Below are 14,137 nucleotides of genomic sequence, written 5' to 3'. Positions count from 1 at the left end.
GGCCGCTAGGATCAGCACACTTCACTTCATCTTCGGCGCGGGGTCCCCGTCGGGCCCTGGGGCTCCGCGGACTCCTTCACCCGCGATGGGAGGTGGACAGCCTTTCGTCACGCCTCGGTGGCGTCGTCAGGCGCGAAGGGGGAACGAGCGAGAGACGTCGGCGCGGAGCCCACGCGGACGCCGCTGGCCGGTAGATCGACCGCTCCTGCACCTTTAGGCAGCGGTCGCTGGTCGTGAGCAGAAGGAGGGATCGGGAACGTGGCGACAGTTCAGGACGTCAGGCTCGAGATCGGTCCGGAGGAGGAGAGGAACCGCCGCAGGGTGACGGTGAGCTATCGCGTCTGCTTCTCCAGCTGCGAGCTCCTGGCGGGGTCCGTGTTCACGGAGGTGGTGACGCTGCGCGGCGACGACCCCATCTGGGACGACCACCTCATCACGCTGCGCCGCACCTGCGTCAAGGCGCAGGAGCGGTGCGTGGACCGGCGCATCAGCGTGCTGGTCTCGGAGAGCACGCTCGACGAGGACCCGGACACGATCATCCTGGGTTGGGTCATAGGCAACAAGGACGAGGTCTACGCGCGCGTGTGCGTGACGGGCGCGCTCGGCGCAGCTTCTGAGGTGAACGCACGAGGTCTACGCGCGCGTGTGCGTGACGCCGTTCGTGCCGACGGGCAACTGCGCGACCTCGAACATAGTCAGCGCCGACTTCGGCCCGGCGGGCGGCTGACGTCTGCCTGACCGTGGTCCTGCTTCGGCCCGGCGGGCGGCTGACCTCGGCCAGGCCGGGAACAGGTCAGTGGGGCCTGCCGAGCCGAGCCGCGGGCCCCGAACCCCATCCCCGCGAGCGGCAGGGCGTCCCCCTGCCGCTCGCACTAGCTGCCGCGCGCTGGCACGCTTCGATCCAGCGGGACGATTCAATCCAGCGGGACGATGCTCAAGCTCCACGCCCCCATGGCGTTCACCTGGAGGTAGTAGTCGCCTCCCCGCGGCTGGAACGACGAGCCGCCGCCGGCGCCCATCTGGTTGGCGGCCACGCCGATGAGCTCGCCGTCGGCGGAGAAGACGTACACCTGGAACAGGTCCCCGTCGGCCGTCCACCGGATCTCCCAGGGTCCGGCGACGCTGAAGGGCCTGGTGTTCTGGGTCCCATCGCCCTCGAGCTCGAGCGGAGCCGTCACCTGCGATGCGCTCCCTGCGGGGAGCTGGACCACGCGTACGGCCCACGAGCCCATGGCGTTGACCTGCAGGTAGTACGTGCCTCCCCGCGCGTTGAAGGACGTGCCGCTACCGGGTCCCATCTGGTTGGCCGCCACGCCGACGAGCTCGCCGGCCAAGTCGAAGACGTAGACCTGGAAGATCTCGCCGTTGGCGCTCCACTGGATCTCCCAGCCGTTGCGCACGGTGAAGGGGCGGGTGTTCGAGAGCCCGTTGCCCGTGAACTCGGCGACGATCTCCTGGCCGAGCGCGTGGCCGGCCGCGGCGACGAAGAGCAGGAGCGGGACGATGCGCCTCGCGAAGGTCATATCCCGCACACCGCCATGGCCACGCCCAGGTCGTCGAGGTCGATGAGCAGGACCAGAGCCTCGCCTCCGTAGCTCGTGTGGACCACCGAGACGCGCTGGTCGTAGGTGTCGAGGAGCACCTCCTCGCGGGAGCCGTAGGGCAGGTAGCCCTCGTAGAAGACCAGCGCCGTCAGCACGCTGGAGCTGCCGTCCCTCAGGAAGACCTCCGGCAGCGAGCAGAAGCGACCGAGCTGGCGGGCGTAGTCGCTCGCCAGGTCGGCGACCGCCTCCGCTAACTCGCCCTCGACCCCGTAGGTGCTCAGCTTGTCCCAGCCCGGGAACGTCGCGCCGAGCCGGAGGCTCGTGTCCGCGAAGGAAGTGCCCAGCAGCGTCGCTAGCAGGATCGCCGCCGAGACCCGTCCGATCGGCTTGCGGATGGTGATGCTTCTCATCGCCGCCCCCCTCCTGTCGTTCGTGGCGATGCGAACGGCCTCGTTCGCACGAGCAACGTAGCAGCCGCGGTGTCACCGGGCTCTTACCCGACAGGGTGGCGACCGCCGGGTCCGGACGAAGCCGTCGCGACCGGCGGCCCGGGTCGCCCCCGGCGAGGGTCGTCCAACCGGGCCGCCTCGTCTACGCTTGGTCGTTGCCGCGTCACCCCACCCCCCCTGGGGTGGTTATAGTTGTCGCCGTGGAGACCGCGGTCGAAGGCACGACGAGGACCGTCCAGCTGGGGGTGCAGGGCATGACCTGCGCGAACTGCGTCGCGCGGGTCGAGCGCGCCCTGCGGCAGGCCGACGGCGTCGTCGACGCCAGCGTGAACCTCGCGACCGAGCGCGCCACCGTGCGCTACCTGCCGAGCGTGACCGACCTCCCCAGGCTCCACCAGGTCGTGCGCGACACCGGCTACGAGGTCCTCGAGGTGGAGGCGGGCGAGCGGCGCTCGGACGTGGAGCGCGCCGCGCGGGAGCGCGAGCTCGCCGCATTGCGTCGCGACCTGACGCTCAGCGCCGTCGCCACCGCTCCTCTCGTGCTGCTCTTCATGGTGCCGATGCTCGTGCCGGCGCTCGAGCGCGCGCTGACGAGCCTCGTGCCCGACCAGGTCGTCCGGTACGTCGCGTTCGCGCTCGCCGCCGTCGTGCAGTTCGGGCCCGGCCGGCGCTTCTACCGGCCCGGCTGGAAGGGCCTCCGCAGCGGCAGCCCCGACATGAACAGCCTGGTGATGATCGGCACCAGCGCGGCGTTCGGCTACTCGGTCGTGGCGACGTTCCTCCCGAGGCTGCTGCCCGCGGGCACGGCCCACGTCTACTACGAGGCCTCGGCCGCCATCATCACGCTGATCCTGCTCGGCAAGTACCTCGAGGCCGCCGCCAAGGGGCGCACCAGCGAGGCGATAAGGAAGCTCTTGGGCCTGCAGCCGAAGACAGCGCGCGTGGTACGGGGCGGGGAGGAGCTCGAGCTGCCCGTGGCGCAGGTCGTACCGGGCGACACCGTGGTCGTGCGCCCCGGCGAGAGGGTCCCTGTCGACGGCGTGGTGGTGGAGGGCTCGTCGTTCGTCGACGAGTCGATGATCACCGGCGAGAGCGTGCCGGTGCGGAAGACCGCGGGCGAGAAGGTCGTGGGCGGCACGATCAACGAGACCGGCGCGTTCCGCTTCCGCGCGACGGCCGTGGGCGAGGCGACCGTGCTGGCGCAGATCGTCCGCATGGTCGAGGAGGCGCAGGGCGGCAAGCCGCGTATCCAGGCGCTCGCCGACCGGGTCGTGAGCGTGTTCGTGCCCGTCGTCATGGCCATCGCGGCGCTCACCTTCGTCGCGTGGCTGGCGTTCGGGCCCGAGCCGGCGCTGACGTTCGCGCTCGTGAACACGGTGGCGGTGCTGATCATCGCCTGCCCCTGCGCCATGGGCCTGGCCACGCCCACCAGCATCATGGTCGGCACCGGCAAGGCCGCCGAGATGGGCGTGCTGTTCCGCAAGGGCGAGGCGCTGCAGAGCCTGCAGGAGGCGCGCGTGATCGCGCTCGACAAGACCGGCACCCTCACCAAGGGCGAGCCGGAGCTGACCGACCTCGCGCTCCGCCCCGGCTTCGACCGCGCCGAGGTACTGCGCCTCGTGGCCAGCGTCGAGGCGACCAGCGAGCACCCCATCGCAGCCGCCGTCGTGCGGGCCGCCAGGTCGGAGGGTCTCGAGCCGGCGCCGGCCGACGGCTTCGAGGCGGTGCCCGGCCTCGGCGTGCGCGCGAGCGTCGAGGGCCGGCGGGTCGAGGTGGGCGCCGACCGCTACATGCGGCGCCTGGGCGTCGACGTCTCGCCGTTCGCCGCGGAGGCCGCGCGCCTCGCCGACGAGGGCAAGAGCCCCCTCTACGCCGCCGTCGACGGCGAGCTGGCGGCGGTCATCGCGGTCGCCGACCCTCTCAAGGACTCGACGCCCGCGGCGATCGGGGCGCTCCACGCGCTGGGGCTGCGCGTGGCGATGGTCACCGGCGACGACGAGCGCACCGCCCAGGCGATCGCGCGCCGGCTCGGCATCGACGAGGTCCTCGCCGAGGTGCTGCCGGGAGGCAAGGTCGACGCCGTCAGGCAGCTACAGGCCGAGGGCCGCCGGGTCGCGTTCGTCGGAGACGGCATCAACGACGCGCCAGCCCTGGCCGCCGCCGACGTCGGCGTGGCGATCGGCACGGGCACCGACGTCGCCATCGAGTCCGCCGACGTCGTGCTCATGTCTGGCGACCTGCGCGGCATCCCCAACGCCCTGGCGCTCTCCAAGGCGACGCTCGCCAACATCAGGCAGAACCTCTTCTGGGCGTTCGCCTACAACACCGTCCTGATCCCGGTGGCCGCCGGGGCGCTCTACCCGGCCTTCGGGCTGCTGCTCTCGCCCGTGCTCGCCGCCGCGGCCATGGGCCTCTCCAGCGTGTTCGTGCTGAGCAACGCCCTGAGGCTGCGGCGCTTCGAGCCGCCCATGAGCGCACGCCCCGCCGCCGACGCGCCGCCGGAGCCGCGTCTCGCGGCGGCCTGAGCGCGAGAGGACGCGGGGTGCACGAACACGAGGCGCACGAGCACGCTGCGCATCACGGCGCGGCGGAGGACCGCGCGGCGCACGGGGTGGATGGGCCTGCGGCCCACGACCCCGCCACGCACGACAAGCACGCCGGGCACACGCCCGAGATGTTCCGCGACCGCTTCTGGCTGAGCCTGGTCCTGACGGTCCCGATCCTCTACTTCAGCGAGCAGGTCCAGGCGTGGCTGGGGTACCAGGCCGTCAGCTTCCCCGGCAGCGAGTGGGTGAACCCCGCGCTCGCCACGGTGCTCTACCTCTACGGCGGGCTCGTCTTCCTGCAGGGCGCCCGGCACGAGCTCGCCGCGAGGCAGCCGGGGATGATGACGCTGATCGGCCTCGCGATCACCGTCGCGTACGTCTACAGCGTCGCCGTGGCGCTGGGCGCGCCCGGCATGCCGTTCTTCTGGGAGCTCGCGACGCTGCTGAGCGTGATGCTCCTGGGCCACTGGCTCGAGATGGCGAGCGTGAAGGGCGCCTCGCGCGCGCTCGAGGAGCTGACGAAGCTGATGCCGACGCTCGCCCACCGCCTCACGCCGGACGGCCAGGTCGAGGACGTGCCCTTGGGCGCCCTCAGGCCAGGCGACACGGTCCTCGTGCGGCCGGGCGAGCAGGTGCCGGCCGACGGCGTGGTCGTCGACGGCGCCAGCAGCGTCAACGAGGCGTTCCTCACCGGCGAGTCCAGGCCCGTCCCGAAGGAGCCGGGCACGGAGGTGGTGGCCGCCAGCGTCAACGGCGAGGGCGCGCTCACCGTGGCGGTGACGCGCACCGGCGACGACACCACCCTCTCGCAGGTCCAGCGACTGGTTCGGGAGGCTCAGGCCTCGCGCAGCCGCTTCCAGGCGCTCGCCGACCGCGCGGCAGGGTGGCTCTTCTACGTCGCGATCGCGGCCGGAGCCGTGACGTTCGTGGCGTGGTCCCTGGCCGAGCCCGGCCTGCAGCAGGCGATCACGCGCGCGGTGACGGTCCTCGTCATCGCCTGCCCGCACGCGCTCGGCCTGGCGATCCCCCTCGTCACGGTCAACGCCACCGCCATGAGCGCCAGGCACGGGATCCTGGTGCGCGGTCGCGAGGCGTTCGAGCGCGCCAGGGACGTCCGCACGGTGGCGTTCGACAAGACCGGCACCCTCACAGAGGGCGCCTTCGGCGTGCGGCGCGTGTACGCCGAAGGCGTCACGGAGCAGGAGGCGGTGAGGATCGCCGCGGCACTGGAGCTGCGCAGCGAGCACCCCCTCGGCCGGGCCGTCGTGGAGCACGCCGAGGCCATCGGCGCGCCGCGCGCGGATGTCGACGCCTTCGAGGTGGTAGCCGGCAAGGGCGTGAGGGGCCGCGTGGACGGAAGCGCCTACGCCGTGGGACGGCCCGAGTGGTCGGCCGAGCAGGGCCTCGCCCTCCCTGCGGGGCTCGAGCGCGGACTGGCGGAGGCCGAGGGACGCGGCGAGAGCGTGATCGCCCTCATGGACGAGGACCGCGTGCTGGCCCTCTTCGCGCTCTCGGACCGCGTGAGGCAGGGCGCTAAGACGGCGATAAGCGAGCTCCACCGCATGGGCGTGCGCGCGGTGATGATCACCGGCGACTCCGAGGCGGTCGCGAGGACCGTCGCCGAGGAGCTGGGCATCGACCGCTACTACGCCCGCGTGCTGCCCCAGGAGAAGGCCGGGCTGGTGCGCGAGATCAAGCAGGGCGGGCCGACGGCGTACGTGGGCGACGGCATCAACGACGCCCCGGCGCTGGTGGAGGCAGACCTCGGCATCGCTATCGGCGCCGGCACGAACGTCGCGATCGAGTCGGCCGACCTCGTCCTGGTCGAGAACGACCCGCTCGACGTGCTCGCCGCCCTCAGGCTCTCGCACGCGACCTACCGGAAGATGGTCCAGAACCTCTTCTGGGCGACGGGCTACAACGCCGTCGCGATCCCGCTCGCCGCCGGCGTCCTCGCCTGGGCGGGCGTGCTGCTCTCGCCCGCCGTCGGCGCGCTGTTCATGAGCCTCTCGACGATCGTCGTCGCGGTGAACGCCATGACGCTCAGGCGGACCGACCTCTGCCGAGGGGCTGGCGGGGGCGCGGCCGCGGCTCGAGCCCCGGGCGCGGCGCCGGCCCACTGAGCGCGGTCCTGGCCTCCGGCTCCGAGGCGAGCGGCAGGCGCGCCGTCACGACCAGCCCGCCGCCGTCGCGGGGGGCGAGCCTCACGTCGCCGTCGTGAGCCCGGCAGACGCTCTCGACGATCGCCAGCCCCAGGCCCACGCCGGCGTGGCCGCGGCGGACGCGACCGGGACCGCGCTGGAACGGCTCGGTCAGCGTCGACACGACGTGCGGCGAGAGGACCGGGCCCGTGTTCTCCACGCTGAGCACGACGCGCCCGGCCTCGGCGGTAGTCCTGACCCTCACCTCGCCGCCCTCCTCCAGGTTGTGGACGATCGCGTTGTGCACGAGGTTCGTCGTCATCTGCAGGAGCAGGGCGTGCGAGCCCACGGTGGTCGCGGGCTCCCCTCCCACGTCGACGTCGACGCCCCGCCTCTCCGCCAGCGGGAGCAGCGTCTCCACGGCCTCCTCGACGACCAGCGACATGTCGACAGGCTCGCGCTCGAACCCCCTGCGGTCGCTGCGGCTGAGGAGGAGCAGCGCCTCGGTCAGCTCGATGGACCGTGCGTTCACGGCCAGAAGGCGCTCGATGAGCTCCTCCCGGTCGTGCCCCGGGTCGTTGCGGGCCACCTCGAGGAGCGTCTGCGTGATCGCCAGCGGCGTGCGCAGCTCGTGGGAGGCGTTGGCCGCGAAGCGCTGCTGCTCCGCGACCTGCGCCTCGAGCCTGGCCAGCATGTTGTCGAAGGCGTCGGCGAGCTCCCGGAACTCGTCCTTGCGCCCCTCGAGCTCGATCCGGTGCGACAGCGACCCTTGCGACGCCTTGCGGGCCGCCCTGGTGATGCGCTCGAGGGGCGCGAGCATCCGGCCGGCCAGGACCCAGCCGCCGACGAGGCCGAACACCAGCAGGAACGCGAACCCCCAGGCCGCCTTGGGCGCGAAGGCGCGGATCAGGTCGTCGCGGCCGGGCACGAACCCGCCGATCGTCCGCACCGCGCCGGGAGGGACGTAGCGCAGCAGGAACACCCACACGATCGCGAGCAACACCGTGCCCGCCACCACCAGGAACCCGGCGTAGCTGAGGGTGAGCCGCAGCCGCACGCTCACGCCCGGGCGCCGACTCACGCCGGGCCGCCCTCGCCGGACCGCACCGTCACGCCGGCCCGCTCTCGTCCGTGCGCCGAGTCACGCCGGCCCGCTCTCGCCCTGGTGCCTGGTCACGCCCCCTCGCCCGCGCCGTCCACGGCGATCTTGTAGCCCACGCCCGGCACCGTGGCGATCAGCCAGGGCTCGCCGAGCCTCTTCCGCAGCGACGAGATCGTGATCCTCACGGCGTTCGTGAACGGGTCGGCGTTCTCGTCCCAGGCGCGCTCGAGCAGCTCGTCCGCGCTCACCACGCCGCCCCCTGCCTGCACCAGCACCTCGAGCACGGCGAACTGCTTGCGGGTCAGCGCCACGTACCGGCCGTCGCGGTAGACCTCGCGCCTGAACGGGTCCAGCCGGAGCCCGGCCAGCTCGAGGACCGGAGGCCGCTTGATCTCGCGCCTGCGGTGCAGCGCGCGCAGGCGCATCACGAGCTCCTTGAGCTCGAACGGCTTCGTCAGGTAGTCGTCGGCGCCGATCTCGAAGCCCGACACCTTGTCGACCAGCCTGTCCGCGGCGGTGAGCATGAGTATGGGCAGGCCGCTCCCCGACGCGACGATGCTCGCGGCCACCTCGTCCCCCGACGGACCGGGGACGTCGCGGTCGAGGACGGCGACGTCGTAGTCGTTCACGCTCAGCATCTCGAGCGCCGCGTCGCCGTCCAGGGCGACGTCGGCCGCGATGGCCTCCAGCCGCAGCCCGTCGCGGATGGCCTCGGCCATGAGCGGCTCGTCCTCGACCACCAGCACGCGCACGCTCCCAATGCTAGGCGGCGCGACCTATCGTTTCCCTATCGAGAACCACAGACGGGGCGGCAACGTCGCCTGGCCTTGACTGGGCGGCATGCGCGTGAACCCGAGAGGCACCCGGTCGGCGCGACGCGTCCTGGGCCTCCTGCTCCTTCTCGCCGCGGGCGCCTGGCTCTACGTCGCGTCCACGGCGTCGCCGGTCGAGGCCTATGTGGCCGCGCCGCGGCCCGTGTGCGGCGGCGCGCCGGAGGACGCGGCGACGGTCGCCGGCGGCCTCCTGCCCGCCGGCGCCACGCCTCTCGACGGCCACCTGCCCGGCATCGCCAACCTGGACCCCGCGCTTCTGTCGGCGCTGCGCGCGGCCTCGCGGCGCGCCGCCCGGGACGGGGTCCGCATCGAGGTGAACAGCGGCTGGCGCTCCCGCGAGCAGCAGGCCCGCCTGCTGTGCGAGGCGGTCGCGAGGTACGGCTCCGCGGCGGAGGCCGAGCGCTGGGTCGCCCCCGCGGACGCGTCCCTCCACGTCACCGGCGACGCCGTCGACGTCGGTCCGGCGCCCGCCGCGTCCTGGCTGTCCGTGCACGGCGCTCGCTTCGGCCTCTGCCGCGTGTACCGCAACGAGCCGTGGCACTTCGAGCTGCGGACGAACGCCGTCGAGGAGGGCTGCCCGCCCCTGTACCGCGACGCGGCCAGCGATCCGAGGCTGGAGGGGTGACACACGAGGAGGGTCTCACCGCAGAGCGCGCCGAGGCGGCGCGACAGAGCGGCCGACAGGGCCGTGAGACAATGCCCTTCCGTAGGGGCCGAGAACGACCCTCCCGATCCGCTTCCATGACGCAGCGCCGCAGCCCTGGGGTACGGACATGTCGCTTGTCAGGCACACCGCGGACTTGCGTGGCCGACAGCGCGAGCGCCAGGCGCTCGACGCGCTGCTCGCCGACGTGCGCGCCGACGAGGGACGCGTGCTGGTGGTGCGCGGCGAGGCCGGGGTGGGCAAGTCGGCGCTGCTCGACTACCTGGCGGAGAGGGCCGCAGGGTGTCAGCTCCTGCGGGCGACGGGCGTCGAGTCGGAGATGGAGCTCCCCTACGCCGGGCTCCACCAGTTCTGCGCGCCCATACTCCCTCACCTCGATGCCCTGCCCCAACCGCAGCGCGTCGCGCTGGGCACGGCCTTCGGCCTGAACGCCGGCGCGGCGGCCAACCCCTTCCTCGTCGGACTGGCCGTCCTCAGCCTCATGGCCCAGGCGGCGGGAGAGCGGCCGCTCGTCTGCCTCCTCGACGACGCCCAGTGGCTGGACCGGCCCTCGGCTCTACTGCTCGCCTTCGTCGCGCGCCGCCTGCTGGCGGAGCCGATCGCCATGGTCTTCGCGGTCCGCGAGCCCAGCGAGGTCCGAGAGCTCGCGGGCCTGCCGGAGCTGACCCTCGACGGGCTGGCCGCCGCCGACGCGCGGGCCTTGCTGGACTCCGTGATGATCGGTCGCGTGGACGACCGCATCAGGGACCGCATCGTCGCCGAGACGCGGGGGAACCCGCTGGCGTTGCTGGAGCTGCCCCACGGCCTGAGCGTGGGCGAGCTCGCCGGCGGGTTCGCTCTCCCCGACGCGCGGCCGCTGGCGAGGCGCATCGAGCAGAGCTACCTACAACGCGTGCGGCGCCTGCCCGACGCGACGCAAGACCTCTTGCTCGTCGCGGCGGCCGAGCCCATGGGTGACGCCGAGCTCCTGCGGCGGGCCACCGAGAGGCTCGGCATGGGCGCGGGCGCCGCGGCGCCCGCCGAGTCCGCCGGTCTCATCGAGGTCGACCTCAACGTGCGCTTCTGCCACCCCCTGGCGCGCTCGGCCGTCTACCGCGCCGCGACCGCCCGCGCGCGCAGCGAGGTGCACCGCGCCCTAGCGGAGTCGACCGACCCGGAGGCCGATCCTGACCGTCGGGCTTGGCACCTCGGCCGGGCGACGCTGGCGCCAGACGAGGCGGTGGCGGCCTCGCTGGAGCGATCGGCGGACCGCGCCAGGAGCCGCGGTGGCAGCGCCGCCGAGGCGGCGTTCCTCAAGCGCGCCGCCGACCTCACGCCCGAACCGGGGCCGCGCGCCGCGCGGGCGCTCGCCGCGGCGCGGGCGACGTTCGAGGCCGGCGCTCCGGAGGCGGCCCATGAGCTCCTCATCGCCGCCGAGGTCGGGCCGCTCGACGACCTCCAGCGGGCGCGGCTCGGGCGCCTCCACGCCCAGATAGAGTTCGCCAGGAGACGGGGGAGCGAGGCCCCGCCGATGCTCCTAGAAGCCGCCCTGCGGCTCGAGCCGCTCAACGCCGAGCTGGCTCGGGAGACGTTCCTGGAGGCGTTCGCCGCCGCGCTGTTCACCGGCCGGTTCGACGCCTCTGGCAGCCTCGTCGCCATAGCCGAGGCCGCGCGAGCCGCCCCGGCGGGTCCGCGGCCGCCGCGCCCCATCGACCTGCTGCTGGACGGGCTCGCCACGCGCTTCACGGCCGGGCACGCGGCCGGCGTGCCGCTGCTGCGCGCGGCGCTGGCGGCGTTCGAGGCGGCGGCGGCGCCAGAAGGCGACGCCTCGACCCCGTGGCTGTGGCTGGCCTGGTTCGTCGCCGGTGACCTCTGGGACAGCGACAGGTGGTACGGCTTGGCGGAACGCGCGACCGCGCTGGCCCGCGAGGCCGGGGCGCTCAACATCCTCCCCGTCTGCCTCGAGAGCGCCGCCGCTGCCAGGGTGTACGCCGGCGAGTTCACCGCGGCCGCGGCGCTCGTCCAGGAGTCCGACTCGATCAGCGAGGCGACCGGCAACGCGCCGCTGCGCTACAGCTCGCTGGTGCTGGCGGCCTGGCGCGGCGACGAGGCGCGGACGGCAGGGCTCGTCGAGGCCCGCCTGCGAGACGCCGTCGCCAGTGGCGAGGGTCGCGTGGTCGGGCTCGCGGAGTACGCGTCGGGCGTCCTCTACAACGGGCTGAGCCGCTACGACGCCGCCCTGGCCGCCGCGCGCAGGGCCTGCGAGCACGACGACCTCGAGCTCAGCGGCTTCGCCCTCCTCGAGGTGATCGAGGCCGGCGCCCACAGCGACGCCCACGACGCGAGCGTCGCCCTGGAGCGGCTCGAGGAGCGGACCCTGACGTCGGGGTCCGACTGGGCGCTCGGCGTCCTCGCTCGCTCGAGGGCCCTGCTCAGCGCCGGCAGTACCGCCGAGGCGCTCTTCCAGGAGGCCATCGACTACCTCGAGAGGAGCCATGTCGTCGTCCATCTCGCCCGCGCCCACCTCGTCTACGGCGAGTGGCTGCGCCGGGAGAACCGACGCGCGCAGGCGCGAGGCCACCTGCGCACCGCCCACGAGATGCTGAGCGACTTCGGCGCCGAGGCGTTCGCGGAGAGGGCGCGCCGCGAGCTCCTGGCCACGGGCGAGACGGTGCGCAGGCGCACGCTCGACTCCCGTGACCTGCTCACCCCCCAAGAGCTGCAGATCGCTCGCCTCGCCGCCATGCGGCACACGAACCCCGAGATCGGGAGCCAGCTCTACATCAGCCCCCGAACGGTCGAGTACCACCTGCACAAGGTCTTCGCCAAGCTGAGCATCTCCTCGCGCAAGGAGCTCGAGGCGGCGCTGGGGAGCGTCGAGCAGCCGGCTCGTGCGGCTCGGCGACCGGGTCCGCGCGGGTAGCGCCGGCCCGTCCGGCCACCGGCGAACGGCGATGGACCACGCGCTCGACCGGGCATGCTCGCCGCCGACTAGGGACCCGACCGGGGAGCCTCACAGACGCGACGCGGCGCTCCCAGACCTAACCTTCACCGCAGCGGCGGCGCCCGCCCTCCGCTGGGGTCGCTAGCGCCAACTGCCGGGAAGGGGGCACGCCCACGAGAGACCGGGCCAGCGGTCGTCGACCTGGTCCGGCCCGCACGTCGAGCCTGTAGCGAGCAGGAAGGGACTGCCTATGAGCTGGGTCACCACCAACGACGGCACCGCGATCTTCTACAAGGACTGGGGTCAGGGCCCAACCGTCATGCTCTCGCACGGCTGGCCGCTGAACGCTGACGCCTGGGATCCGCAGATGCTGTTCCTAGCGCAGAACGGCTACCGCGCCGTCGCTCACGACAGGCGCGGACACGGACGCTCCACGCAGGCCTCGTCCGGCAACGACATGGACACCTACGCGGACGACCTCGAGGCGGTGATGAAGGCGCTGGACCTGACCGACGTGGTCCTGGTCGGACACTCCACGGGCGGGGGCGAGGTGGCGCACTACGTCGGGCGGCACGGGACCCGGCGGATCCGCAAGGTCGTCCTCATCTCCGCGGTGCCGCCTCGGCTGCTCCAGACCGAATCGAACCCGCAGGGGATCCCGACGGAGGTGTGGGACGGTTTCCGCAAGTCCCTCTTCGACGACCGCGCCCAGTTCTTCCGTGAGTTCGCGGTCGTCTTCTACGGGACGAACCGGGACGGGTCGCGGGTCTCGCAGGCCACGCTCGACCACTTCTGGGGCCTCTGCATGCAGGTCGGGCTCAAGAACGTGTACGAGTGCATCGACGCCCTGTCCGCCACCGACTTCACGGAGGACCTGAGGAGGTTCGACGTGCCGACGCTGCTGATCCACGGCGAGGACGACCAGGTCGTTCCCATCGACATCACGGCGAGGAAGTCGGCGCGCCTCATTCCGGACGTGAGGGAGATCTACTACCCCGCCGCCCCGCACGGGATCCCGACCACGCACCAGGACCGGGTCAACGCCGACCTGCTCGCGTTCATCCGCGACGAGAGCGACGTCTACGCGCGCGAGCGCGAGACCGCCCGTGCGGACGCCAGGCTGTAGCGACGCGCCTCGAGCCTTGGGTCGAGCTTGGCGGCGACCGTTCGGGCGCTGCGAGCCGATCGCGCTGTACGTCCTCATCGACCGCCCGCCATCGCCTCCTGGAACGCCTTTCCGTCCCCGGGGTCTAGACTCCGGGGACGGACACGTTCCCCTCGAAAGGAGGCTTGGGGATGGGCACGTTCGTGCTGAGCCTCGACATCGGTAGGAGGGTGCAGGACGTCTTCTCCTTCCTCGCCGACAGCGAGAACACGCCGGTCTGGTACGAGGCGGTGCAGGCGGTTCGCAAGCTCACGCCCGGCCCCGTGCGCGCAGGCACCAGGTACGAGATGGTCAGGCACCTGCCGCAGGGCCGGGTCGAGAACGAGGTGGAGGTCAGCGAGCTCGAGACGAACGAGCGCGTGACGCTCCGCAGCCTCAGCGGTCCGACGCCCTTCACCTACCGCTACCTGCTCGCGCCGGCCGGCGGCGGGACGCGCTTGACGCTCGAGGGAGAGATCACCGGCGAGGGCCTGACGGGTCCGGCCGCCCTGCTGGCGCCGCTGGCAGGCCCGTTCTTCAAGCGGGGCATGGCAGCCAACCTGGAGACGCTCAAGCGGCACCTCGAGGGTGGGGGGCGCGGCTGAGGTCTCTGGGCTTCGTTCCTGGGCCGTGTCGGCTCGGCCACGGGCGGCGCGACCCACGGCCTTGCAGCTCTCCGCGCCCTCCGCTGCGCCCGCGTACACGCGGATGGCGTCGACGGGTGCGTAGTCGGAGCGACGCTCACCTGTCAGCAAGCAGTGGTGGGCCCTGCTGGACTCGAACCAGCGACC

At 72.9% G+C, this 14,137-nt stretch carries 11 protein-coding genes; 7 read left to right on the top strand and 4 right to left on the bottom strand.

What is annotated here, in order from left to right; translation table 11 throughout:
* The first annotated feature begins 258 nt into the window (after positions 1-258).
* Positions 259-738, top strand: a complete 480-nt coding sequence (locus tag VF202_09730) for a hypothetical protein (GenBank protein HEX7040381.1) — start codon at positions 259-261, stop codon at positions 736-738.
* A 176-nt stretch (positions 739-914) separates the two neighbouring features.
* Here VF202_09730 and VF202_09725 read toward each other — a convergent pair whose 3' ends face one another.
* The gene (locus VF202_09725) at positions 915-1,523 is read right to left on the bottom strand and encodes a hypothetical protein (GenBank protein HEX7040380.1); all 609 of its coding nucleotides are present in this window, start codon (positions 1,521-1,523) and stop codon (positions 915-917) included.
* On the bottom strand, positions 1,520-1,954 hold the full coding sequence (locus VF202_09720; protein HEX7040379.1) for a hypothetical protein: 435 nt from the start codon (positions 1,952-1,954) through the stop codon (positions 1,520-1,522). The genes VF202_09725 and VF202_09720 overlap by 4 nt, the downstream gene beginning before the upstream one ends.
* A 239-nt stretch (positions 1,955-2,193) precedes the next feature.
* On the opposite strand from VF202_09720, the gene VF202_09715 reads away from it, so the two are divergent.
* Positions 2,194-4,518 (top strand): heavy metal translocating P-type ATPase, encoded by a 2,325-nt coding sequence (locus VF202_09715; protein ID HEX7040378.1) that lies wholly within the window; start codon positions 2,194-2,196, stop codon positions 4,516-4,518.
* Positions 4,519-4,535: 17 nt separating this feature from the next.
* Positions 4,536-6,662 carry a copper-translocating P-type ATPase gene (locus tag VF202_09710; GenBank protein HEX7040377.1) on the top strand — a complete coding sequence of 709 codons (2,127 nt, stop codon included), beginning with the start codon at positions 4,536-4,538 and terminating at the stop codon, positions 6,660-6,662.
* Here VF202_09710 and VF202_09705 read toward each other — a convergent pair.
* Both VF202_09705 and VF202_09700 read right to left on the bottom strand, forming a co-directional pair.
* The gene (locus VF202_09705) at positions 6,583-7,761 is read right to left on the bottom strand and encodes a HAMP domain-containing sensor histidine kinase (GenBank protein ID HEX7040376.1); all 1,179 of its coding nucleotides are present in this window, start codon (positions 7,759-7,761) and stop codon (positions 6,583-6,585) included. The genes VF202_09710 and VF202_09705 overlap by 80 nt on opposite strands.
* Before the next feature lie 92 nt (positions 7,762-7,853).
* Positions 7,854-8,534 (bottom strand): response regulator transcription factor, encoded by a 681-nt coding sequence (locus VF202_09700; GenBank protein ID HEX7040375.1) that lies wholly within the window; start codon positions 8,532-8,534, stop codon positions 7,854-7,856.
* A gap of 94 nt (positions 8,535-8,628) precedes the next feature.
* On the opposite strand from VF202_09700, the gene VF202_09695 reads away from it, so the two are divergent.
* The 4 genes from VF202_09695 (at position 8,629) to VF202_09680 (ending at position 13,951) form a co-directional block, all read left to right on the top strand.
* On the top strand, positions 8,629-9,240 hold the full coding sequence (locus tag VF202_09695) for a D-alanyl-D-alanine carboxypeptidase family protein (GenBank protein ID HEX7040374.1): 612 nt from the start codon (positions 8,629-8,631) through the stop codon (positions 9,238-9,240).
* Between the two features lie 175 nt (positions 9,241-9,415).
* Positions 9,416-12,181 (top strand): AAA family ATPase, encoded by a 2,766-nt coding sequence (locus tag VF202_09690; protein HEX7040373.1) that lies wholly within the window; start codon positions 9,416-9,418, stop codon positions 12,179-12,181.
* 271 nt (positions 12,182-12,452) lie between these two features.
* Positions 12,453-13,328, top strand: a complete 876-nt coding sequence (locus VF202_09685; protein ID HEX7040372.1) for an alpha/beta hydrolase — start codon at positions 12,453-12,455, stop codon at positions 13,326-13,328.
* 170 nt (positions 13,329-13,498) lie between these two features.
* Positions 13,499-13,951, top strand: coding sequence for an SRPBCC family protein (locus VF202_09680; GenBank protein HEX7040371.1), 453 nt, complete (start codon positions 13,499-13,501; stop codon positions 13,949-13,951).
* Positions 13,952-14,137: the final 186 nt, after the last annotated feature.

The organism is Trueperaceae bacterium (assembly GCA_036381035.1).
In the GTDB taxonomy this organism is placed as follows: Bacteria; Deinococcota; Deinococci; order Deinococcales; family Trueperaceae; genus DASRWD01.
The sequence above is the reverse complement of the archived record's forward strand: the minus strand, read 5'-3'. Positions and strand labels throughout refer to the sequence as shown.